The organism is Rugamonas aquatica (assembly GCF_009380215.1).
GTDB classification, from domain to species: Bacteria; Pseudomonadota; Gammaproteobacteria; order Burkholderiales; family Burkholderiaceae_D; genus Rugamonas; species Rugamonas aquatica_B.
Genome location: NZ_WHUG01000009.1, coordinates 197,307 through 219,181 on the forward strand (window position 1 = coordinate 197,307; position 21,875 = coordinate 219,181).

A 21,875-nucleotide genomic window follows, 5' to 3' on the forward strand; every position below is an offset into this window, starting at 1 on the left:
GTTCTCCTAGCAGCGTTTGCCGAACACATGTGCAAAGGCGCGACGCAGGGCCTCGATCTGGGCCTCAAGCGATGCCTCGACCACGCCGATCTCGGTCTCCACCACGCAGGCATCGCCGCGCAAGCGCGTGTCGGCCTGCAGATCGACGTAGCCGATGCCGGTGAATTCGGCCAGAATGCCATCTAGCGCATCGCGCAACACATCGAGCCGCTCGGCCGCCACCCGCAACGTCACGTGTTTCTGGCTGCGCACCGCTGCCAAGGCGCCGCGGACCACGATGGTGGCGCGCTCGCGGTCGCTATAGTCGGCGACCAGGCGTCGCATTGCCTGCAACACTAGCTCGGTCATCCGTCCTTCTACGCCGGCGAAATAGTCAATGGTGCGGGCCACATTGCTCAACATCTGCTCAGCCGCCTCGGCGCGAGCTTGCATGACGCCTTCCTCGTAGCCACGGCGGCGCTCGTCTTCGCGCTCGGCGGCCGCCGCCGCCAGCACGGCAGTCGCCTCGGCCTGGGCGGCGGCCAGCAGCGCCTCGGCCCGCACATACTGCAGGTGGGCGGCAGCCGGCAACAGCGGTGCTGACGGATCCGGCGCCGCTAGCTTATCGGTGTGACGAACAAACAAGACCATGGCTCTTCAAACTCTCTCAAAATACGCAGCGTCAGCGCCAGCAGCGCATCGCTATCGCCATCGTTGGCCCCATCGGCCTGCATGGCGATGGGCGGTGTCTTCCAGTCAAAGCGGGTGCGCACCGCGGCGGGCTGCCCCGCCAGCGCGGCGCGCAACGCGGCCCAACCTGCCGTGCCGGCCACGCCGCCAGCATCCGGACGCGGCCGCCAGTACAAGGGCGCACGTTCCATCAAAAAGCGGGCGTCGTCATCGTTCAGGTCGCTGCCCCCTCCCCGCAAGGCCAGCTCCAGCCTGCGGGCTAACAGGGCCAACGGGGGCTGCGGCAACAACGCCAAGCGGAAAGCGCTGGCACCGCTGTGCCACGCCGGCAGCGGTTCGGCGCTGGCCAGCAGGTGTCGCGACAGATGTTCCAACGAGGCCGGCTCACGCCACAGCGCCTCCGGCCAGCCAGGCAATAGTGCCGCTCGCCGCTCGGGGTGCAGGTCCAGCGCAGGCGCCCACAAAAAACGGGCGATCCATGGCCACAACCGCCCCTCGCGCCGCACCAGCTCAGCGGTGAGCACCACCTCCGGCGCTGCCGGTGCCGCCCAGTCAGGCACGGCTCCGCCACCACAGCAGCGCGGCGCTGGCGGCGCCACCGAGCCCCGCCAGCGCCAACGCCATCAACAACAGACGCAGACGGCCGGCGGAGCCGCTGGCGACCTCCAATCCCAGCACCGACTCATTGGCCGAGGCGGCCGCCTCGGCCGGCGCGCCGCCCGCCTCGGCCGCCGGTGCCGCAGCCACTAGCACCACCGACACCTTGTCATAGTCCAGTCCGGAAATACTGTTGGCCACCAGACGACGGATCTGCGGCACCACCGGCTTCATGTCAACCGTATCCTGATGCTTGATAAATACCGCCGCCGACGAGGCATTGCCCGCCTCACCGAATCCGGCCCGCTCGGGCAGCACCACATGCACCTCGGCCGTAATCACGCCGTCGATATGTGAAATGGTGCCGGCCAGCTCCTGCGACAGGGCGTAGACCATGCGGGCACGCTCCTCCAACGGCGACGAAATCAAGCCTTCCTTTTTAAACACCTCGCCCATGCGGGCATGTGCCGGATGCGGCAACCCCTGGCTGCGCATGATGCCGATCGCCTCGGCCACCTGGGTCTGCGCGACACGCACCGACACCAGACCTTCCTTGCCGGCCTGCTTTTCGGCGCTGATGCCGCGATTGATCAAGGCCGCCAGCACGTCGTTGGCCTGATCCTCGCTGACCTGGGCCAACAGCTCGACCCGGGCGCTGCACGCCGACAGCAGTATTGCCAGCGCGGCACTGCACACTAAAGAACGGAAAATGGATGATTTCATGGCTACTGCATCTTGACGAGCTGCTCGACATTCTGCTCGGATTTCGCCACCACCTTGGCCAGCAAATCACATTGAAAGGAGGCGCCCACGATCTTCAACTGAGCCTGCAGCAACTCCACGGCGGACGGCTGGCCCGCCGTTCCCAGCGCCTGTACCGTGCTCCAGTCCGCCTCCAGGCGGCGATGTAGGCCATCGAGTCCTTGCAGCAGCGCCTGCCCCATCCCGGGCGGCCCGCTCTCAGCCGACGCGATCAGCTGTTCAAACAGTCCGACCGCGGCGGCCGGCGGCTCGGCCGGCAGCAAGCTCACGCCACCTGGCGCCCCTGCCATATTTTGCACTTTCATCACATTCCTCCGTTCACTACCCGACTGGAGCCGGTCGTTTCAAGTAAGTCGCGTGCTGCGTAGCGCACGGCGCCATCGCGTGCTGCGGCGGCCAAGGGCGACAGCACGCGCTGCGCTTGCGCATGCCGGCAGGCCCGCTGCAGCGCCAGACCCAGCACAGCCTGTACGGCTTCGTCATCGGGCCATGCCAGCTGCGCCTGTTCAAGCGCCGCCACGGCCTCGCCAAAGTGACCGACAGCCAATAACGCCACTGCCTGCCCCAACAATGCAAAACTGGCGTTGGGACGCAAGCGCCCCAACGCATCAAACAACTGCAGCGCCAACTCGCACTGCCCCCGCAGGGCGGCAGCAAACGCCAGTCCAACCAGAAAACGCACCTCGCCTGCCGACAACGGGTCCACCACCCCGCCGCCCCCCCCCACCAAGGACACACTATTGTTGGCTGTCTGCATAGCAACTCCTTTATTGGGCAACGTCGACAACATCCCCTTCCTTCTAAGTAACCGCGGAAGGGTAAAAGTTCCCCCTCCGGCGCTCACCCGGGCGGCGCATCGCCCGGTTCCGCTTGCCGCTCGGTCAGCAAGAGCAGCGCGGCGGCCTTGCGTGCAAACGGCGCCAGGCCACCACCCAGCCCGGCGGCGCGCGCCAGCGCGGCGCGGGCTTGCTGCCGTTCACCCAGCATCAGCAAGCTGTAGCCGTGCATGCACAACGCCTCGGCATCCTGCGGATCGAGCAGCACCAGGAACGCGTAGCTACCAAGCGCCTGACTGAACAGGCGTCCCATGAACTGACTGCCGCCCAGCCCCTTCAGGAAGCGTTCATCGGTTGGACGGTACAGCGTCAAGTAGCTGAAATAACGGGCCGCTTGGGCGAAATCGCCCTGTTGATAACTGCGGTAAGCCAAGCCGTAGATAAGCTCTAGTTCGCCGTCGCTGTAGCGGCTGGCCGCCGCGCTGGCGGCGACGCCCGCGCGCAAGGCGGCCACTGCGTTTGCACTTGCTGACATGGCACTCCCTTTCCGCTTAAACGGCCTGCGCCTGGCTCTTCGCCGTGGCGTGACGTTCTTGTTCAATCTCGGCGGCAGCGGCGGCTATCGCCCGTTGCGTCTCCAGATGCTGCTGCAGCATGTCGTTGTCGGACGCGTGCGCCGCCTCGCTGACCTCGGCAGCCTCATCCGCCTTCAGCTTGCTCTTGTCATGCCCACCCGCGCTCAGCTCCATGCCGCCGGTCGCCATCTGGCCCACGCCTTGCACGCCCCCTCCCACCCCCTGCGCCAGATGGGAGACGCTTTGCGATGTCGCCGTCAGCTGGTTGAATTGTCGGATCTGGAAGTCCGGATCACGCAGGAGCGCAGGATCGCGCCCTTCCACAGCCGGTCCGATACTATCGGCCAAGATCTTGGTCCTGGCGCTTTTGATCGCCTGCAGCCCCGACACGCTACCGGCAATATTGATGGCGCCCGCCCCTACCGCCATCAGGCCGCCCAGCAATGCACCAGTGAAACGCTGCTGCGCCGCATTCAATACTTCGTCCGCAGCCGTGTCCAGGGAATGGATCTTCGCCGCCAGGTCCTGCTGGCGGTTCTCGCGGTCCTGCACCTGCTGCGCGGAGGCAAACTCAATAAGCAGGCGCAATAGCTGACTCATGTCAAACGGCATATTCTGCTCGGCGTGCGTCATCGACCGCTGTAAATCGCGCCAGCAGCCCGTTCCATCGGCGCTCGTCGGAGGGGGCAACACCAAGGTGCCATCGGCTGCGTGCAACATACGCCACCCGCTGGGTCCGATAATGCCCCCTCGTTCCAGGATGGCGCCGCCACCGCCCAGGGCATCGACAGGCGGCAGGTGAAAGCTGAAGCCGCCATCATTCTTCACTGTCATACTCATGTGTTTGCCACTCCATTCAGAGGATGCCGCGCGGCGACGCCGCGCACGCGCATCCTGGTTTACACAACATTGATACTTTGCGCCGTAGCCAGATAACTGTCGCGAGCCCCCTGCAACAAACCGACCACCTCCTTACGCCCGTCCGTATCACGCTCGACCTGCCGTTTCAAGGTGTCCAGCGCCGCGGCCAGTATCTCGGTCAGCGCCATCGCCTGAGCGTTGGCCCGCAGCTGCGCAGCCTTGGACTCGGCCACATCGCGGTCGTTAAATCCCTTCGCGATGCCGACCCCGCCCTGAGCCATCAGCGTGGCGCCATTGGCGCCATTGGCGCCAGCCTGCGCCACCTCGGAAGCCTGCACCGCGCGGTAAGAGAGGCCGGCATTGAACTGGACCACCATGCCAGTCTCTTGCGCTGCGGCGGTCGCCGCCTGTTCCGCTGCCGTGGCCGCCGCCTCCGCCGCGGCTTGCGCGGCGCTGGTCAACTCGGTCGAAGTGGCCGCTGCCTGTGCCGCCGCCTGTGCCGCCGCCTGTGCCGCCAACTCCGCAGCGGCCTGCGCGGTCGGACCGCCCGTGGCGTCCAGTATGACGTTCAAGGCAGCGTTGCCAGCCACCCTGGCCGCCGTCGTCGCGGCCGTCGCGGCCGTCGCAGCGGTTTCCGCCGCCTCGACCGCTGCGGCAGTGGCGGTGGTGGCCGCCGTCGATGCCGCAGCCGTGGCGACAGTGGCGGCGGTCGTGGCGGCGGCGCCGGCGCGGTAGACGCCAACCCCGGTGCCAACCCCGGCAATGGCGACCGCCAATTGCACCGAGAACATCATCCACTGTCCGAATTTGGCGGCCGCTTCCGGACTGTCGCCGTGCAGCTCGGCCAGCGCAGTAAACATTTTCTGCCCCAATGCATCGAGGCTGAGCGCAGGCCCACCCAATGGCTGAGCGACGGCGTTCGCCACAGCCAAGCCGGTATCGATGACGCTATAGGCTAGCAGCGCGAACGACATGGCCGCCAGCAACGGTGAGGCCGCCCCTGCCGTCAATACGGTCATGGCCACCGCCGCGATCAAGCCAAACACTTTGCCGACCACACCCAAAATACCCAAGGCCTTGGCCTTCTTGGATGCGGCAGCGATTTTCTCCGCCATTTTCTGAATCTGCGCGCTGGCCCTTTCATGGGCCTCGCGTTTTTGCTGGTCGGTCAGTTTGATATCAGTGCGCGTGGCGCGGTTTTGCACCTCGCCGATCTTGCTGAGCAACGTGCTGATCATCACCGCCAGATCGCCGGGGGTATAGTTGACCTGCGGCTGCTCCAGCGCAGGCGCGTCGCCGCCGGCCCGGGTGCCGGCGGGATTGCCCTGTCCCAGAAATTCAAGCAGCAGCCGCTGCTGCGCCACACCGCCTGGCGATGCAGTGCGCCCGGTTTCCGGGTACTTGACTGCCAACGCTGTCAACCGTTCAAAGTTGGTGAGCCCGTTCATGCCGAAGCCTCCACCTGTGCCAGCAAGTCGAACAGCGCCTGTGCCCGGCGGCCGACGGCATCATGCTCCGGCTTGCCTTCGACCTGCACCGCGACCGTGGCCAACGCCAACCTGGCGTCCGCGTGCCGCCCGAGCCCGGCCAGACATTCGGCGATACGCAAGCCCACGTCAGGATCGTCCACATCCATCAGATGCGCAACGCCATAAGCCACCAAGGCGCGCTCATACTGCTTGTGCATCTGCAGACAGGCGGCACGGCCGATATGAAAACGGCGTTGCAGATGGTCATGCGCGCACAGAAAATCAAACATCGCCAGCGCGTCTTCCCAGCGCGCCTGGCCGTACAGATTGTAGGCCAGTGCGTAGGCCGCCTCCAGTTCGCGCTGATCGATGCCGCGCCCTTGCGCCAGCGTGCCGCCATGCTCCGCCAAGAAGCCGGCCAAGGCCAGTACCTGTCCACTTGCTTCGGCCGAGGCCGATATATTTGCTTGCATGTTAGACTCCCGAAGATATTCTGCTACAGCATCTTATGCAAAAGTTGCGCGCGCCTTGCCTGTAAAGCGCCATTGCCCTTGGGCGAAACGCGCGGCTCACGCGACAGGAAAATGTCCCTGATGCGTAGCAGCTGGTCGCGCTTTTCCTGCGGCATCACTCCCAACGCCCGCTCAAGCGATGCGCGATCCAGACCCAGCGCCTTGTGCAGCGCCTCGTGACGCTCCAGCATGGAGGCGCTTTCCGCCAGCGCCGCGGCGCTCTCCTTCATCAACCCTTCGGCGATCGCCGCACTCCGGTACTCGCTCATCTGACCTCCTCATATAAAATAGTCCTGCGTTGATAGCCCCGGCAGCTATCCGAACTCAACCGAGATTACGGTTAATGGATGACAATAGATCCTTCTCGGACTTCATCAGCGAAGTGCTGGTATCGGAACGCACCTGGTACTCGTTGCTATAGCGCTGCAGATCGGCGAGCACAGTCGACTGCTTGGTGGTCATGGTGCCGGACAGGCCACTGATGTCCTCCTTCAGCTTGTCGAAGTTCGCTTGCGAGACGGTATAGTTACCGTTTTTATCCGGCTGCCCCAGGTAGTCGGGATTGATGCCGTACGTTTTAAGCTGTTCGATGAGCGTGCCCGATAAACTGGCGGTGTCGGTGGCCGAGCCGTTTGGACGCTGATCGTGGATACCCGACTGCAACGCCGTCAGCCCAGCTAGGTCCGCGTTGATCTTTTGCAGATCATTGCGCAGCAAGGTCAGCTGAGCTCCCGAGTTGTCCATGGCGGCACGATACACCAGCGCCGCGGCCATCAGGACGTCCATGCCATCGGTTTGTTTTACCGCACCGGCGGCAGCTTTCGCGACAGCGGCCAAAATGGTGTCGCCAGTGCGCAGGGTGACCAGGCCTTTTTCCAGGTCGGCCAGCTCGGTATCACGTTGGCTGGTCATCACCCCCATTTCCACCTTGTCGTTTGCCAGCATCGTCTGGTAGTGCTGCATCTGGCCCTGCACGTTCAGCAGTTCCTTTTGCTCGTCAGGTGTCAGGGTTGCAGGATCGCGACCGGACAACTCCGTATAGCGCGCTTTAGCTTTATCATACGCCGCCTGGTCATCCTTAGAATAGTTAGCGATTTTATCGTCCCATTGCTGTTTGAGATTCACGTAACGGCTGTCGCCGGTGATAGTTGGATCTGACATAAGCACTCCTAAAGTTCAAAAAAAATCCACAAGCATCAACAGTCTTCGGCACGGAAACACGCTCCGGCATGAAGGGTGCCGCATCGTCCTGCCTTGGACTGGCTTGGACGCATGCCTAAGCTAAGTCACGCCACCGTTGAAATAGTTCTGCGGCAAACGCGCGATGGCGAGCTCCGCTTCGGCGCCAGTCTTACCGTGTCATAGCTGCTGAGCCAGCTAGAACGGCAGGGTAGCTTTCCCCTAGCGTGACGGACACTTTCGATCGGTATGATGTCACTATCGGAGGTAATTACATGGCACGCGAACGACGTTTGTTTTCTGAAGAGTTCAAGCGCGAAGCAGTCAAACTGGTATCGCCCGCGACCTCGGCGTTGGTGAAAATTTGTTGGGACGCTGATGCAGAGAAGCCAATGTGGACGGGCAATCGGGACGCGGAGCGAAGGTTTTCGGTCAGGTGTATGAGCGCGTGCGGCGTGAACTGGCGAAGGTTAAGACGGAGCGCGACATCTTAAAAAAGCGCTCGGCTACTTCGCAGCCGACCTCAAGTGAAGTACGACTTCATCGCCAAGCATCGCAGGATATGGCCCACGCGCACCATGTGCTGCCTGTTCGGCGTGTCCACCAGCGGTTTCTGCGACTGGCTCTACCGACCGATGAGCCAGCACGAGCGTGGGAACGCTCAGTTGGTGCAGGCCATCAAGCACAGGCACGAAGCCAGCGATGGTACATACGGCTCTCCACGGATAGTGCGAGATCTTATGGATGCTGGCTTTGCTTGCAGTGAGAATCGCTTGGCCCGGTTGATGAAGATCGCTGGTATCAAGGCACGACACCAGCGCCGCCGCCCTCCCGGGCCAGCTTGAAGCGGCAGTACACGCAATTGCGCCGAATCTGTTGGACCGACAGTTTGAAGCAACTGGGCCGAATCAGAAGTGGGCGGCCGACTTCACTTATGTCTGGACTGGCGAAGGCTGGTTGTCCGTCGCAGTCGTTCTCGATTTGTATTCGCGCTGCGTCGTGGGCTGGTCGATGCAACCGACGATGACGGCGCAGCCGGTGATGGATGCATTGTTGATGGCGGTCTTTCGTCGAGGACGACCCAAAGCCGTGCTGCATCATTCCGACCAAGGCGCTCAATACAGCAGCGAGGACTTCCAGCGTTTGCTTGAGTCCCACGGCATCACATGCAGCATGAGCCGCCGTGGAAACTGCTGGGACAATGCCGCAGTGGAGCGCTTCTTCTCGACGCTCAAGATTGAACGCCTGAGCAAAAAGCACTATCGGACAAGAGATGATTTACGTGCGGACGTGTTCGACTACATAGAAAGGTTTTACAATCCACGTCGATGGCATTCCACCATCGGCTATCTCAGTCCAGTACAGATTTGAAAATCTAAAATGCGCCTAGCGGAAGTAACCGTGACGTAGAGGGAGGCCACCGACCATCCAAGAACCTGGATGGCCAGCGACACTGCACTAGTCCGGTACTGATCACTTAAAGAGCAAACCGAACATTCCTCGCGGCGGTGCCGCAGGTCGATTTACTACTTCTTGCTGTTGTGCACACACTTCCACCAACCGCAAGCGAACAGCTGCGTCATCTTCCTGAGACACAATGCCGGCTGCGTAGCGCAGCAGCATTTCGGCGTCCACTGCTCTCCTCATAGCATCCCCGAGCCTATTCATGCTTGTCGTCGCCAAAAGCTCTTTGACAGCATTGACAAAACGAATATTACAGCGGTTTACAACGACGGCTTGCACCACTCCCATAAACAGTTCGACAATAGCGATGCTATCTCCTTGTCCCTGCTTTATGCCACGCAACTGGGTCAGTATATGAGTGACCTCATTCAACTTCAGCAGGCCTAGTTGTAAGTCCAGCTCTCCTTTCACACCGTCCGGTAACACATTGACTCCATCACGGCGCAATCGAGACTGGGTCTTCTGAATTTCCGACAGCTCTTTAAATTTCGTCCCTATCTGGGTGCCAACGCTACCTCTCTCCATCAAAAGGCGTACAACCTCGGTCACATGCTGTCGCGCGTTACACGCCAACGCCTTCAAACGGAACTCTTTTTCCTGCTGCAACTGCGTGACAAAACCGGCTTCCCACGTCGGACTTTCTAGCCAACGCAGCAAGACATCGTCAGGCAATCGATTCAGCAACGTTGGGCTGGCGGCTGTAGCGCGGCGAGTTACACGAACAGCCAGCGCGCGGCCTTGCTCCTGAATGGCCGGAGTTATCGGAATTTTTCGCTCGCTATAGGTTTTGACCAATGCATCCAAGGCATCCGTTACCGCCTGCACGTCCTGAATGTCACCTACGTCAGTAAGCCGATTAACCTGGTCTTTAAACGCTGCGAATAATATCCGCTCTTTCGCCGCCCATTGTGCCTGCGACTGAAGCGCCTTCTGCAACGGACTACTGTGCTTGGCCTGCACCAACAACACATCGATATCTGCGGCGTCCAGCCTGGTTACAACATAACCAAGCGTTTCTGCATCCAGAGCCTCTAAACTGCCGAGCAATGCCGGTATTGCCTCCTCGACACGCAGCGACGTGCCCGTCGGCGCGCTCGGAGCAGTCGGAAAGTCATGCGTCCATTGCTGGACGGCCTGTCGATACTTAGCGACCGCTACCTTGGCAGTCCCTCCCTGTGCATCGCATGCGGCAACCAGCCGACCAGCCATCGCCACAACTTCTTCCCGCGCAATGTCAGTCACTAAGCGGAGAACGCGGCCTAACATCTCTGTTGCGGCATTGTCGTTCGCCAGCGCACCGGTACGTGCCGCAGCCACCATGGCGGGCAAGGCGTCCGCCAATTCCAGCAGCGCAACTGGAAGGAGGGCACGCAGTTTGTGGCCAAGCAGCGTCTCGGTGCCATCAGGTGCAGGCGTGTAGTTTGCATGCAGCGCATCAATACGCGCCAGTTCACTCACTACTATAGCGTCAAGCGCCAAGACGCGGTTCGTCGCAGTGGCATCGCAGCCGAAGCTTCGCACCAGCGCATCAACACTTGCGCTCAGCAACGCCTCATAAGCCTTCTTACGGTTGGCCATTTCATCGCTCACCATCTTGCTGAACGCAGGCGGCCAGCTATGATAGCGAGCAAGCTGTCCCAGCATGATGGTGTCGACTTCCACCAGCGGTGGCACGCCGTTCTGCAGCTGCAGAATGATCGCTTGCCAGCCCAAGTCTACATGTTCGGGCATTTTCACTCCGTCGCGGGCATGGCGTGACTCCAGCTCAGTCATTGAGCTGACCAGCGTCATCAGAACCGGCTGCCACATTGCAATGCCATCGCCGTTGCCGATATGCTGTGCAAAACTTCGTTGCACCGGGACGATCGCATGACTGTCTTCCGCCAATGCAAGCAACTTCCCGATTTCCCTGTCAACAGGCGATGTCGCCATCAGCTCCCTCAGGTCCGCGAGCGGAAGTCGCGCCAACATGGCGTATGCGGATTCTTTCCCCAACTTATCGACCTCGGCCAACGCGAACGCCGTGACACGTCCAACCACCTCCGACTCCAAGATAATGCCTGCCTCCTCAACTAGCGCCAACTGATCGCGGATCAACGCCATGAAACCAGGAGCTAGCAAGGTTGGACCTGGCTTGGCCGAGTCCTGAATCGATGCAACAACTCTTTCCTTTAAATTCGGCTCGGCGCGCGTGCGCGCGATATCCATAATCTCGACTTGGAGCATCTTCAGCACGGCAGCGGCACCGGGAATCTCAGCCAAGCCCATTTCTGTCAAAGCGTTGGTCGCGAGACCGGGCATCGCTTTCACTACCTGGAGAAGCGCATCGAAGGGCATATTCTGCAATTTCAACCGGAATTGCACCCAAGCATCCTTCTGAAGCGGATCCAGCTGGTCGGCATTTTGGGATTTCAAAATCTGCGCCAAGCCGATAATAGCGACAATGTCCAATTTTGGGGGGGCACCGTTTGTCACGCCAAGTTTTTCCGCCACCGCGGCCATGTGCTTTTGCTGATTCATGAGCAGGTCAGCTTGACGTGCATTTTCAGCCTGCAGGTACGCATTGTGCGCTTTCTCAAGAGCTGTTTGATGCGCTTGCACGTTACTGCTTGAATTCTCTTTCAAGGATAACAAGTCAAGCTCCCTAAAGACCTCAGCCTGCTCATCAAGGAGGTAAGGCGTTTCATTACGCCAGGCTCGCATCAATTTAGCCGCATCTACGGGCGCGCTCAGCAACAACAGCTCGCGCTGGTCCTTCGGCAGGGTCAATAACACCGACCACAAAGCCCTTACCGCCATCGGGGGCACATCCTCGTTAAGCCGTTTCATGTAAAGGGGATACTTCGCCACAGCATGGTCAAAATATTGCTCGATCTGCTTGGTCCCCCCCCCCAAATCCCCGCTTGACGCGCAAACAAGCGCCCGACTAACGTGAGTCTTGGCTTTCTCCTCAAGTTTTCTCTCGTGCTCCACCGTATTGAACTTTTTTTCAAGCTCGCTCTGAATCGTACTTTTTGCTTCTCGCAAGAAAATAATTGTTAATTCATCATTACATTCGGCACACGTCGCCTCTTCCTCCTTACCGAAGGCTACGGCCAGGCTTGACCACACCTGTTGCAGTGTCGCGTTATCCGCGCGTTGACAGCCCGCATGCACGACATCTGCAACTGCTTGCTGCAACTCTCTTTTAAACTGTTCATCCGCCATACTCCATTTGGGGATAATTTTCCCCAGAGTTTTAATTTGCTCAATGAAGTGCTGATGCATCCAAGGTTTGTGTCTCCCCTCCATTTCACGGCCCACGGAGGAAAATAACTGTGCTATCAGCGGCTCAATTTGCTTAACGAGCATGGGGCGGCGTGGCGAAGGATATCGCAAGCGCGTTACCCACAATTTAAGCGCGGTGAATTTGCGCTGCAAGAAACCTGTAGGCTTCACTGCATTTTTTCCTGAGGCATTGCTAATCATCGGGCCCGTAAGGGGCGTCTTTTTATAGCTAGCACCGATTCGACTCATTTTTTACATCCTTAAAGAAATAGTGCCAAGATGAGAAACAACCCATCTAGTCTAAGCGCACGCTATGTCATCTCATCGTCACTGGATCCACGCGGACTGTTACGCAGTCGGGAGCAGCAAGAAAGCATATAACGCGCAATTGGGTAACCACTTGGGTAACATAAGTTCAAGCACCGCCCCCTAGGCACCGGACGTCCCATTTCACACCTCCACGACCTCGCGCGCTGGCACGAGCCTTCGTGCCAGCATAGGCTGCGGCACCTGCACTGTGTAACCTTGCGCGCAATCAATCCCCATCTCACCAAGCGCATCCAGGATGGCGTCTGACTCAACAAACTCGGCAATGGTCTGGATGCCCATCACGTGACCGATCTGGTTGATAGCGGCCACCATGGCGCGGTCTATCGGATCGGCGACCATGTCCTTAACGAACTCGCCGTCTATCTTCAGATAGTCGACGGGCAAATGCTTCAGGTAGGCGAAGGAGGACATGCCACTGCCGAAGTCGTCCAGGGCGAACTTGCACCCCATCGCCGCCAGGCGCTGAATCAGTTCGTTGGCATCAGCCAGATTCGAAATGGCCGCTGTCTCCGTAATTTCAAAACAGACCGCCTGTGGCGCCACCTGACAAAGTTCAAACTGCTCGCAGATGTAAGCAAGCATGCCGGGGTCGCAGAGCGAGGCGCCGGAAAGGTTGATCGCGCACAGGTCATGCGGTGGATGGCCCGGCGGATTGCGTTCGGCCAGATCGAGGAAGCAGTGGCGCACCACCCACCGGTCGATCAATCCCATCAGGCCATAGCGCTCGGCGGCAGGCAGGAAGGCCATCGGCGGAATCACCGAGCCATCCTCGCCACGCATACGCAGCAACACTTCGTAATGGTCGGGACCACTACCATTGCTGCCCAGCGCACGGATCTTCTGAACGTACAACACAAAGCGGTTATCGCTCAGTGCACGGTGGATACGGCTGGCCCAGTCGAGCTCACCTTGGCGCTGCATCAACTCGAGGTCATCCTCCTTGAACACGCGTACTTGATTGCGTCCTTTATCTTTGGCCAGATAGCACGCAGCATCGGCCATGCGCAACAGATCGTTCATCTGCAAGTCGTCCCCGCCAAAGCCAATCAGGCCGATGCTGACGCCGATCGGGAAGAATTTATCGCGCCAGACAAAGTTGAAATCTTTTACGGTGCGTCGCAGCTTCTCGGCCGTATGCACGGCCGCCTCCTCGCTGCAATACTCCAGCAGTACGCCAAACTCATCGCCCCCGAGGCGGCCCAGCGTGTCGCTCTGCCGCAATGACGCTTGCAACAGCCTGGACAGCTGACGCAACAAGGCGTCGCCGGCCACATGGCCACAGGTATCGTTGACGATCTTGAACTGATCTAGGTCCAGATACAACATGGCGTGCCGTACCCTCTCGCCGCGCCCCCCAGCAGCGGCACGCTCCACGCGCAACTCGAATTCGCGTCGGTTAATCAATCCGGTCAGGGCGTCGTGGCTGGCTTGGTAGGTCAGCTCGGCCGCCAATGAGCACGCCTCGGTCACGTCGCGCAACACCACCACGGCGCCGGCCGTACCGCCCATGGTGTCGGCAATCGCCGCCGCCGTGCCATCAATGGGAACGCACTCTCCCGAGCGCCGCGCCAGCACCGCGTTGCGATAGATGCCAACAACTGGCGGCTCGGCCAGCGCACTGCCTCTCAATCCAGGCGCAGGCAGACGCGTTGTACTGTCGAGCACATTGAGTACAGCGCAAGAGGCAAGACCCACCGCATCTGAGCCGGCCCAGCCGCTGAGCGCCTCCGCCGCCGGATTCATGTAGCTAATGCCCCCATCCACATCAGTGATGATGACGGCGTCGGCGATGGCGTCAAGGGCCGCACGCAAATGAGCACGCTCCGCCCCCAGTTGAGCCTCAGCCCGCTTACGCGCCGACAGGTCGACAACTACCGCATACACGCCACGCACCTGCCCGCCAACGACGTCCGGCACAAACTCGACGTGAGCATCCACGCGGCGCGCACCGATCTGCAAGACACGTTCGAAGGCCGCATGACTGCCCTGCAAAGCCACACCGAGTTCAGGCGCCAGTACCGCATAAGCGGAAGAGCCGAATACCTCGCACACCGTTTTCCCTACCAGCGAAGCGGGATCGACATCGGTAATTCCACCGTGACTATCGTTGCAAAAGCGGTAGCGTTGATTGGCATCGATGTAGGCAACCAGGGCCGGCAGACATGCAGTAACAGCATGCCCGCCCGCCGGCGATTTCGCGCAGCCCGCAACTGGTCGCTGGCGCGCACGCCACCAGTCCAGGCATCGGAACGCGATCAGACCACCGCAGCACAGGCGCAGCAACGCCAGACCGATACCAGAGCCTTTACCGGCAAACAGCAAACCCAGGACGGCAATGCCCAACATCAGCGCGGTCCGACGCAGCGGTCCGCTCTTATAAAATAACACCATGAATAACCCCAAAAAATTCGGTATCGGAGAAGACGGCGAACGTACGTGCTGCCCCGTGACACACGCCATTGGTAACGGCGCTCAACTGGTCGGTTCGCGTACGTGGATAGACCTCTTGCGCAGCCGCTAAGAACGAGGCTCCGCTGCGGTTTTTTCCTTCGTTTTCTTGCACTTTTTGCTCACCGACCATAGGCAATCGGCTTCGGCCCGCTCCGGCGGGATCGGTGTTGCCGAACGCCCCGTGTGGTGACGGAAATCGCCGCTCAGAAAACGCAGGTCGCGTATGCTCAGCTTAGTTTCCTCGTGCATGCTGATGAGGACATCCGACGAGACCTCTTGGCGACGGTGGCGGATCTTGCTAATGATGGGGGCAGCTATTCCGAGGCGCTTGGCCAATGCCGCATCGTTCTTCAATCCCAGCCTGTCTTTAATCGTGTCGAGCAGAACGTCGGGATTATATTGGGGGTGCTCATCCGCTTTAATGTTCATATTATTTATCATCTTTTTTACAGAGGCCGCTCACCCGAGCCATACGCGGCCGCCCGCTTCCCAGAGATCCACGAATTTGACTCAAAAAAAATCAGACATGCCAAAATTATTCCAGCGATAAAACATCAGGAATTGGTGCATCAAATCCGCCAACACTTCTGCATTTAGATCAGTAGCATATGAGATCGGGTAACGGCCACTGCCCAGGCGATACTCGCAAGGAACGACTGATGAAACAGTCGCTCCTTTCGAGCGCATGAGTTCAGTGCTAAAGTAGATTCTATTTATACTCTGCGAATATCTCGCCTGGATTAACCTCTCCCCAACGGCCCCTCATTTCAGTTAGCAAGTCCGTTACAGCGCTGCAGTCGTCTATCACAACCGCTCCCTCGTCTGGATCATTTTTTTTATGGACAACTTCCACTGCGTTTATTATCTTGGCAAAGAGCTGCTGCCGCTGCTTTCCAGCTCTGCCTTCTAGTTTGTAGGAAGTGTCATCGTATTCCTGCTTCAATGCCTTCACTGCCTTGAGAAGCCTGCCCCATTGGACTCTTAGGTCTTTGCATTCTTCAACACGATTGAGCCAAAATTTGACCCCTCCCCTATTAGCCGTCTCCCAAATTTTTTCAAAATTTTGGAATTTAGGTAACAAGCCTTCATAAACCATTGCAGTAATTCCATTATCTTGGTCTTTTATTTTTATATCTATCAACATTTGAAGTTTTTTATCCAACTGATCCATCAGTGCACTATTCTTGGCCAAGTACTTGACCTGATCTGGCACAGCCTTAAGGATATCGAGCTGCACGGTTATTACTTCTAGGAACGCCGCCATACGGTTTGCGCCACTTTCGTGTTTATCATCAACGACATAGAGTAGATCTTGGTAGTGTGCAGATAAACGCTTTACCTCTTCCGATCGAGCCTTTTCTCGAATCTTACGTATAGAAATAGCCCCTGTTTTGGTTGAATACTGAACGACAGCATCTAAGCTATCATTGAATGCTTTCCTCGTAGCGTCCAATTCTGTTTTAAGTTGTAATTTTTTCGTCGAATTAGTAGCACTGTACTTTTGCCTCGTCAATTTTTTATATTCTCGGGTCAATTTATCTAATCTTTTCTCAAATTTCTTTATATCCCTAGAAAAAATATCATCTATCGAGACTGATTCACAGGCAGCCGCCTTAGACATGCGTTGCAAAGACCGCCCCAATTCCTCGAAGTAAGCAAGTTCCTCATAGACTCTTTCCGGCTTGCTCCGCGAAAAAGCCGCTTTGACGCGCCCCAAGAGCGAGGTGTGTTGGGAAGATTTTACGTCGCTGGAAGCTGAAGTAGGCGCACGCGCACTCCCCTTTGATGCGACAGGAGCCGCATTCAGCGAACTCGTCGGCTCGAGAACCAATGGAGAAGATGATGTTTTTTTCTTGCTACGAAAACAAGCAAATAGATTCATATCGATACTTTCTTAGAATTAAAATGCGAAGGATGAACAAGGATTCTGCGCATGTTCGCTCCATGTGTAACGGGTGCAGCAAAATCCTCACATCTGCTAACAACAAAACTATGTAGCGGTCTAATTTGCCCGAACACCTCAATAGGCGGAAAATCCACCTTTCGAGGAGAACCCAATGGCAAGACAGCGTAGAACATTTGCCCCCAGCCTGAAGCTGGAAGTAGTCCGCATGATCAAAGAACAGGGCTTAAGCGTGCAGAACGTCAGCGAGACGATGAGCATCGGGCCGACAGCCATCCGGCGTTAGGCGGCAGAGCACGGTACAGGGCCAAATGGGCAGCCAGGCATCGGCAAGCCACTCACCGCCGAGCAGCAGCGTATCCCGCCAACTCGAACAGGAGAACCGTCAGCTGAAAAGTGGTGTAGAACTGCTACCCCCCCCACACATACGGTTGCCCGAGGCCCTTATGAATAGAAACTCGGGGCGAAGTACACTGGCGGCACGCAGAGTCAGTGGCCGTTGGCTTCTTGGAGGCATAGACCCCGTCAAAAAACCTGGCCCCGGGGAAGCTGCGGACTCATCTGTGGTGGCGTCCTCGGACGACCCCGTTTAGGAAATTGATCAAATCCGAGTCCCCGTCCTGCGCCAAAAAAACCAGGAGGAATCATGTCCAAAGAACGAACGAGATCGAAGCCCACCGGGCTCCCGATCATTCACCCCTACGCGGCCGACATCGATATCGGTTCGCGATTTCATTTCGCTGCCGTTAGTCCCCACTTGTGCGATGAACCGGTCCAGACGTTCCAAGCATTCACCGCCGATTTGGAGCGCATGGCGCAGTGGCTCATTGCGACCGGAACCAAGACAGTCGTGATGGAATCGACCGGCGTCTATTGGGTTGCCGCCTTCGAGGTGTTGGAGTTCCACGGCCTCGAAGTCATTCTCGCCAATGCACGGGAAGCGCGCGCCGTACCCGGCAGGAAGAGCGATGTCAATGACGCTCAATGGTTGCAGCGGCTGCACGCAGGATCACCGCCGCCGTGTCGGACTTGCGGGACAACGTATCGAGCGCTCCAGGTCATCGAGCAGCAGGCGCGAGCGGGCTCGTCGAACTTCTCTTCGTTCGTCGGGAGGTTTGCCCCGGATCGCGGCCTCGATCACATAAAGTTCGGCGATCCGGCGCAGCGCCTCGGTGGTCAGCGCGGTCGGTCGAGCCGCGTGCAGGTCATGGAATTTGCATCACGCGGGTGCCCAGCAGGCTGCTTCGCGGATCGTGCCGTCTTCGAACAAAGCATTGAAGCCAGCGTAGGCATCGGCTTGCAGCACGCCCTCGAACTTGGCCAGTTGCGTTTGCGGATGGATGCCCTTGCGGTCCGGCGTATAGGCAAACCAGACGGCTGGCGGCCTGGTATCGCCGGCTGGCCGGTCATCGCGCACGTAGGTCCATAAACGCGCCGTTCTGGTTCTGCCGTTGCCGGGCGCCAGCACCGGAATCGGGGTGTCGTCGGCATGTAGCTTCGACGCCGCCAGTGCATGGCGTTGGACGGCATCGACCAACGGCCGTAACAATGCGCTGGCCGCGCCGACCCAGCTCGCCAGCAGCGCGCGATCAAGGTCGACACCTTCGCGGGCGTAGGTGACGGACTGGCGGTACAGCGGCAGATGATCGGCGAACTTCGCCACCAGAATATGCGCCAGCAGACCGGGGCCGGCGCCTGGACGATGGTGTCGCAGCATGAACACGCCAGCTTCGGACGCACATGGCGGATCACGCGGAAGCTGGCCGGCACGAACTCCAGCTGCTTGGCCACGTCCTCGCCCAGCGGCCGCAGACCGGGCACGCATCGGCGGTCGGCGCATAGACCTTCTCGTCTCGCGGTAAATGATCGGGCAAAGGCCGGCGCACCGACTTCTTGCGCGCCGCCTCGGCCTCGTCGGCCTGCAGGTTTTCCAGTTGCAGCTTGAGCTGCTCGATCTCGACGGCGCGCGTGTTCAGTTGTTCGGCCATGTCGGCCAATTGCTCGTCACGCTCTCGTAGCAGGCGCTCGCTGGCTAACAGCAATGCCTTCAAAGCGCCGATATCGTTGGGAACGTCGGCTGGGCTGAGCATGCGTCAAGTTTACGCGTGCCTTGTGACGTTTACAAGGCCGACATCGGCTTCCAGATGCGTTCTGGTCGTCGCCAGTCTATGCCTTCGAGCAACATTGACAGCTACGCCTGCGTCAGCGCCACCGAGCCGTTGGTCGCTTGCGGCCAAATGAAGCGCCGGCGCTCAAGCCGCTGGGCCAACAGACACAGGCCATCGCCGGTCCACCACAGTAACTTGATGAGGTCGGCGCGTCGCCCTCGGAACACAAAAACGTGGCCGCTGAACGGATCTTCCTTCAGCGCCACCTGCACTTTTGCAGCCAGGCCATTGAAGCCGGAGCGCATGTCGGTGATGCCAGCAGCGAGCCAGACACCGGTGCCCGCGGGCAGGCCGATCATCGCAGCATCCGGTCCAAGCCATCGCAGCAATCGTTCATTGCGGGAGGCGAATTCACTTTTGGGCAGGCACGTAACGGGTTCCTGGAAAGGCGATGTTGGCATTTCCCCGTACCACTCGCAAGGCAAAATATTCTGGCACGCGACCGACGATTTTCGGCATGAACAGCAGCGGGCCATAGACAAAGCGACGCTTGCCCACATTGCCGACTTGCCTGATGTCCGATTGGCTACCACGGGGGCCACTCACATACCCTATCTGCACACCTTTTAGTACTAATTCATTACGCAGGTCTTCCAGATAAATGTCTTTACCAGCATTGCACGCATTAATCTTTAGCACGCCCACCGCGCGTAGGCCGCAATCGTATAATCGTTGCGCAAGTTCTTCAGCCGAACTGCCCTCGAAGTGATCTATATTCCCGTGCCCGGTCAACTCAAGACGACTGGCAAGCGTGAGTGCCAGTAGCGGTTGCTGCCCGTCCTCAATATTGAGAAGGTCATAGACATTGGCATCGGGTACTTCCCGGTAGACTTGATGAACGCGTACCCCATCAATAATAAATTGGTCCTGCTTCTGATGGTTCACAAACATGACCGTGCGGTCTGAACCTTTCCAGTAAGGATAGCGAGTGCAATGCTCCATTGGTTCGGGATGAGCCGGAGACCGATGACTTGCCAGCTTCCTGGCACGCGCGCGATCGTCGATCGCGTGGCCAATTTTTGCCAGTGGCAAATCGAACAACAGAAACCAAATACCATTGGACAGGGTTGCTAGCAGTCGGAACGGGAACAGCAGAATGCCGAACGTCCCATACATTACTGCTGAGAGGACAGGAAAACGCTGTCCAAACGGTAGCGGCGCCACCCGCTCTTGCTGTGGCGAGGCTGAGTTGGGTGCATGACCCGGTTGAGGTAACGTTTCCTGAGTCAGCGTATGTAAGGTTAATGGCGCAGCTTCCTGCAGCCTTATCTGATGAGAATGGATTGGCGATGCGGAGCTTTCAGTGTAGGTGACTGCCGCGCTATGCCGACTTCGGGGCTGTTCGGCGACGCTAGTGCTAATGCGGAGAGCAAGTGCTGGACGACTATGATCGGTCAAGCCTACGGGCTGTCTATCTAGTTTATTTGTCACGTCATTTACTTGCAATGTTAATTCCTCAGCTGGATTGGGGGAAGGGAGGACAGCTGATTTCATACTGTCCCCAGGAGCTAAACTTAGTAACGGTTGAGAACGATTTGTTTGAGCCTGTCAGATTTTCTGTGTGAAGCGAGGTCATGAAATAATACCGAAAGGGAAATTCCATGGCCGACGTAACGACCACCAAAAAGCCCAAGAAGCAGAAAGCGCCATACCCGTTCCCGGTTGAGCTGATCGACCAGTTACTGGCCTAGGTCGAGAACAAGGAGGCTGAGTCGATCCTTGGCGAATCCGGCCTGGCCGAGCAGTTGAAGAAGATGCTGGCCGAGCGCATGCTGGCGGCCGAGTTGAGCCACCACTTGGCGAGCGAGGATCAAGCCGGTAGAACCACCGCAACGGCAGCAGCCCCAAGAAGGTGTTGACACCGGGCGGCGAGTTGCAAATAGACGTGCCGCGTGACCGCCTCTCGAGCTTTGAGCCGAAACTGGTGGGCAAACACCAGCGCCGCATGTCAGGCTTCGACGATCACGTCATCGGCATGTACGCGCGCGGCATGACGGTGCGCGAAATCCAAGCTCATCTGCTTGAGATTTACGGCACGCAGGTTTCGCCGAACCTCATTTCCACCATCACCGACGAAGTATTGGACGAAGTCGCGCAGTGGCAGCAACGGCCGCTCGAGCCGATGTACCCGATCTTCTATTTCGACGCGATGCGGCTCAAAATCCGGGACGAGGGCACCGTCAAGAACAAGGCCATGCATCTGGCGCTGAGCATCCGCGCCGATGGCCGCAAGGTAGTGTTGGGGCTGTGGATAGAACAAACCGAGGGCGCCAAGTTCTGGCTGAAGGTCTTCAACGAACTGAAAAACCGGGGCCTCAATGATGTCCTGATCGCTGTCGTCGACGGCCTGCGTGGCTTCCCCGAGGCCATAGAGGCGGTCTATCCGCAGGCGCAGATCCAAACGTGCATCGTACATCTGATCCGTCCCCCCCCACCCCGCTGGCGTCCTGGAAGGACCGCAAGGAACTGGCGGCGTCCCTGAAACCGGTCTACCAGGCCGCCAACGCGGATATGGCGGCCGCCGCGCTGGACGAATTCGCGGAAGGGCCGTGGGGGCACCAATTTCCCGACTGTGGCAGCGATGTAGCGGCGCCAGTGGCAGTAGGTCATTCCGTTCTTCGCGTATCCCCCGGAGGTGAGGACGATCATCTACACCACAAATGCCATTGAGAGCCTGCATATGCACCTTCGGAAGATCGTCAAGAACCGGGGCCACTTCCCGCGACGACGCGGCCAGCAAGCTGCCTTACTTGGACTTGCGCAATATCGAAAAAGATTGGAAGATGCCGCAGCGGACGTGGAACGTGGAAGCAGGCGGCCAACCAGCCGGCGACTCCCGTAGCTCTGATGACTGGCCATGAACGCCGCCTTCAGATGAACGCTGGTCTTGCA

17 protein-coding genes and 4 pseudogenes are annotated in these 21,875 nt (G+C 58.9%); 3 read left to right on the forward strand and 18 right to left on the reverse strand.

The window, feature by feature from the left end:
• Positions 1 to 6: 6 nt before the first annotated feature.
• The 11 genes from GEV02_RS21535 to GEV02_RS21585 form a co-directional block, all read right to left on the reverse strand.
• Positions 7 to 630, reverse strand: a complete 624-nt coding sequence (locus GEV02_RS21535) for an HrpE/YscL family type III secretion apparatus protein (protein WP_152840019.1) — start codon at positions 628 to 630, stop codon at positions 7 to 9.
• Positions 597 to 1,229 (reverse strand): hypothetical protein, encoded by a 633-nt coding sequence (locus GEV02_RS21540; RefSeq protein WP_152840020.1) that lies wholly within the window; start codon positions 1,227 to 1,229, stop codon positions 597 to 599. Before GEV02_RS21540 ends, GEV02_RS21535 begins: the two co-directional genes overlap by 34 nt.
• The gene (gene sctJ / locus GEV02_RS21545) at positions 1,222 to 1,989 is read right to left on the reverse strand and encodes a type III secretion system inner membrane ring lipoprotein SctJ (RefSeq protein WP_152840021.1); all 768 of its coding nucleotides are present in this window, start codon (positions 1,987 to 1,989) and stop codon (positions 1,222 to 1,224) included. Before sctJ ends, GEV02_RS21540 begins: the two co-directional genes overlap by 8 nt.
• Positions 1,990 to 1,991: 2 nt before the next feature.
• Positions 1,992 to 2,333, reverse strand: a complete 342-nt coding sequence (gene sctI, locus GEV02_RS21550; protein ID WP_152840022.1) for a type III secretion system inner rod subunit SctI — start codon at positions 2,331 to 2,333, stop codon at positions 1,992 to 1,994.
• Complete coding sequence (locus GEV02_RS21555; RefSeq protein WP_152840023.1) at positions 2,333 to 2,785, reverse strand: hypothetical protein; 453 nt, start codon at positions 2,783 to 2,785, stop codon at positions 2,333 to 2,335. The genes sctI and GEV02_RS21555 overlap by 1 nt, the downstream gene beginning before the upstream one ends.
• An 83-nt stretch (positions 2,786 to 2,868) precedes the next feature.
• Positions 2,869 to 3,339 carry a tetratricopeptide repeat protein gene (locus GEV02_RS21560; protein WP_152840024.1) on the reverse strand — a complete coding sequence of 157 codons (471 nt, stop codon included), beginning with the start codon at positions 3,337 to 3,339 and terminating at the stop codon, positions 2,869 to 2,871.
• 16 nt (positions 3,340 to 3,355) lie between these two features.
• Positions 3,356 to 4,219, reverse strand: coding sequence for a type III secretion system translocon subunit SctB (gene sctB, locus GEV02_RS21565; RefSeq protein ID WP_152840025.1), 864 nt, complete (start codon positions 4,217 to 4,219; stop codon positions 3,356 to 3,358).
• A gap of 59 nt (positions 4,220 to 4,278) precedes the next feature.
• Positions 4,279 to 5,688 carry a hypothetical protein gene (locus tag GEV02_RS21570; protein ID WP_152840026.1) on the reverse strand — a complete coding sequence of 470 codons (1,410 nt, stop codon included), beginning with the start codon at positions 5,686 to 5,688 and terminating at the stop codon, positions 4,279 to 4,281.
• Complete coding sequence (locus GEV02_RS21575; protein WP_152840027.1) at positions 5,685 to 6,182, reverse strand: SycD/LcrH family type III secretion system chaperone; 498 nt, start codon at positions 6,180 to 6,182, stop codon at positions 5,685 to 5,687. The genes GEV02_RS21570 and GEV02_RS21575 overlap by 4 nt, the downstream gene beginning before the upstream one ends.
• 23 nt (positions 6,183 to 6,205) lie before the next feature.
• On the reverse strand, positions 6,206 to 6,490 hold the full coding sequence (locus tag GEV02_RS21580; RefSeq protein WP_152840028.1) for a hypothetical protein: 285 nt from the start codon (positions 6,488 to 6,490) through the stop codon (positions 6,206 to 6,208).
• 55 nt (positions 6,491 to 6,545) lie between these two features.
• Complete coding sequence (locus tag GEV02_RS21585; protein WP_152840029.1) at positions 6,546 to 7,382, reverse strand: hypothetical protein; 837 nt, start codon at positions 7,380 to 7,382, stop codon at positions 6,546 to 6,548.
• A gap of 293 nt (positions 7,383 to 7,675) precedes the next feature.
• Here GEV02_RS21585 and GEV02_RS21590 point away from each other — a divergent pair.
• Positions 7,676 to 8,771, forward strand: a pseudogene (locus GEV02_RS21590) (IS3 family transposase).
• A 102-nt stretch (positions 8,772 to 8,873) separates the two neighbouring features.
• Here the strand turns inward: GEV02_RS21590 and GEV02_RS21595 are convergent.
• The 4 genes from GEV02_RS21595 to GEV02_RS21610 all read right to left on the reverse strand — a co-directional run bounded on the left by GEV02_RS21595 (position 8,874) and on the right by GEV02_RS21610 (position 16,794).
• Positions 8,874 to 12,380, reverse strand: coding sequence for a hypothetical protein (locus GEV02_RS21595; protein ID WP_152840030.1), 3,507 nt, complete (start codon positions 12,378 to 12,380; stop codon positions 8,874 to 8,876).
• Positions 12,381 to 12,581: 201 nt separating this feature from the next.
• Positions 12,582 to 14,852, reverse strand: coding sequence for an EAL domain-containing protein (locus GEV02_RS21600; RefSeq protein WP_174999258.1), 2,271 nt, complete (start codon positions 14,850 to 14,852; stop codon positions 12,582 to 12,584).
• 126 nt (positions 14,853 to 14,978) lie between these two features.
• Entirely contained in the window at positions 14,979 to 15,341 is a 363-nt protein-coding gene (locus GEV02_RS21605) for a helix-turn-helix domain-containing protein (protein WP_152840032.1), read from the reverse strand.
• 280 nt (positions 15,342 to 15,621) lie between these two features.
• Positions 15,622 to 16,794, reverse strand: coding sequence for a hypothetical protein (locus GEV02_RS21610; RefSeq protein ID WP_152840033.1), 1,173 nt, complete (start codon positions 16,792 to 16,794; stop codon positions 15,622 to 15,624).
• Between the two features lie 667 nt (positions 16,795 to 17,461).
• On the opposite strand from GEV02_RS21610, the pseudogene GEV02_RS21620 reads away from it, so the two are divergent.
• Positions 17,462 to 17,812 (forward strand): annotated as a pseudogene (locus GEV02_RS21620) (IS110 family transposase); the annotation flags it as partial.
• 51 nt (positions 17,813 to 17,863) lie between these two features.
• On the opposite strand, the pseudogene tnpC reads toward GEV02_RS21620, so the two are convergent.
• From tnpC to GEV02_RS21635, 3 genes and pseudogenes are all read right to left on the reverse strand, one after another.
• A pseudogene (gene tnpC / locus GEV02_RS21625) lies at positions 17,864 to 18,905 on the reverse strand (IS66 family transposase); the annotation flags it as partial.
• A gap of 101 nt (positions 18,906 to 19,006) precedes the next feature.
• Positions 19,007 to 19,282 (reverse strand): IS66 family insertion sequence element accessory protein TnpB, encoded by a 276-nt coding sequence (gene tnpB, locus GEV02_RS21630; protein WP_152840035.1) that lies wholly within the window; start codon positions 19,280 to 19,282, stop codon positions 19,007 to 19,009.
• A 52-nt stretch (positions 19,283 to 19,334) separates the two neighbouring features.
• The gene (locus tag GEV02_RS21635; protein ID WP_152840036.1) at positions 19,335 to 20,477 is read right to left on the reverse strand and encodes a hypothetical protein; all 1,143 of its coding nucleotides are present in this window, start codon (positions 20,475 to 20,477) and stop codon (positions 19,335 to 19,337) included.
• Positions 20,478 to 20,698: 221 nt separating this feature from the next.
• Here GEV02_RS21635 and GEV02_RS21640 point away from each other — a divergent pair.
• Positions 20,699 to 21,844 (forward strand): annotated as a pseudogene (locus GEV02_RS21640) (IS256 family transposase).
• The last annotated feature ends 31 nt before the right edge of the window (positions 21,845 to 21,875 follow it).

Coding starts and splice junctions, on each gene's coding strand:
- GEV02_RS21535 (WP_152840019.1), bottom strand. CDS start 630: ATGGTCTTGTTTGTTCGTCACACCGATAAGCTAGCGGCGCCGGATCCG.
- GEV02_RS21605 (WP_152840032.1), bottom strand. CDS start 15,341: ATGAACATTAAAGCGGATGAGCACCCCCAATATAATCCCGACGTTCTG.
- GEV02_RS21610 (WP_152840033.1), bottom strand. CDS start 16,794: ATGAATCTATTTGCTTGTTTTCGTAGCAAGAAAAAAACATCATCTTCT.
- GEV02_RS21635 (WP_152840036.1), bottom strand. CDS start 20,477: ATGAAATCAGCTGTCCTCCCTTCCCCCAATCCAGCTGAGGAATTAACA.
- GEV02_RS21575 (WP_152840027.1), bottom strand. CDS start 6,182: ATGCAAGCAAATATATCGGCCTCGGCCGAAGCAAGTGGACAGGTACTG.
- sctI (WP_152840022.1), bottom strand. CDS start 2,333: ATGAAAGTGCAAAATATGGCAGGGGCGCCAGGTGGCGTGAGCTTGCTG.
- GEV02_RS21580 (WP_152840028.1), bottom strand. CDS start 6,490: ATGAGCGAGTACCGGAGTGCGGCGATCGCCGAAGGGTTGATGAAGGAG.
- tnpB (WP_152840035.1), bottom strand. CDS start 19,282: ATGATCGGCCTGCCCGCGGGCACCGGTGTCTGGCTCGCTGCTGGCATC.
- sctJ (WP_152840021.1), bottom strand. CDS start 1,989: ATGAAATCATCCATTTTCCGTTCTTTAGTGTGCAGTGCCGCGCTGGCA.
- sctB (WP_152840025.1), bottom strand. CDS start 4,219: ATGAGTATGACAGTGAAGAATGATGGCGGCTTCAGCTTTCACCTGCCG.
- GEV02_RS21570 (WP_152840026.1), bottom strand. CDS start 5,688: ATGAACGGGCTCACCAACTTTGAACGGTTGACAGCGTTGGCAGTCAAG.
- GEV02_RS21595 (WP_152840030.1), bottom strand. CDS start 12,380: ATGAGTCGAATCGGTGCTAGCTATAAAAAGACGCCCCTTACGGGCCCG.
- GEV02_RS21600 (WP_174999258.1), bottom strand. CDS start 14,852: ATGGTGTTATTTTATAAGAGCGGACCGCTGCGTCGGACCGCGCTGATG.
- GEV02_RS21555 (WP_152840023.1), bottom strand. CDS start 2,785: ATGCAGACAGCCAACAATAGTGTGTCCTTGGTGGGGGGGGGCGGCGGG.
- GEV02_RS21560 (WP_152840024.1), bottom strand. CDS start 3,339: ATGTCAGCAAGTGCAAACGCAGTGGCCGCCTTGCGCGCGGGCGTCGCC.
- GEV02_RS21585 (WP_152840029.1), bottom strand. CDS start 7,382: ATGTCAGATCCAACTATCACCGGCGACAGCCGTTACGTGAATCTCAAA.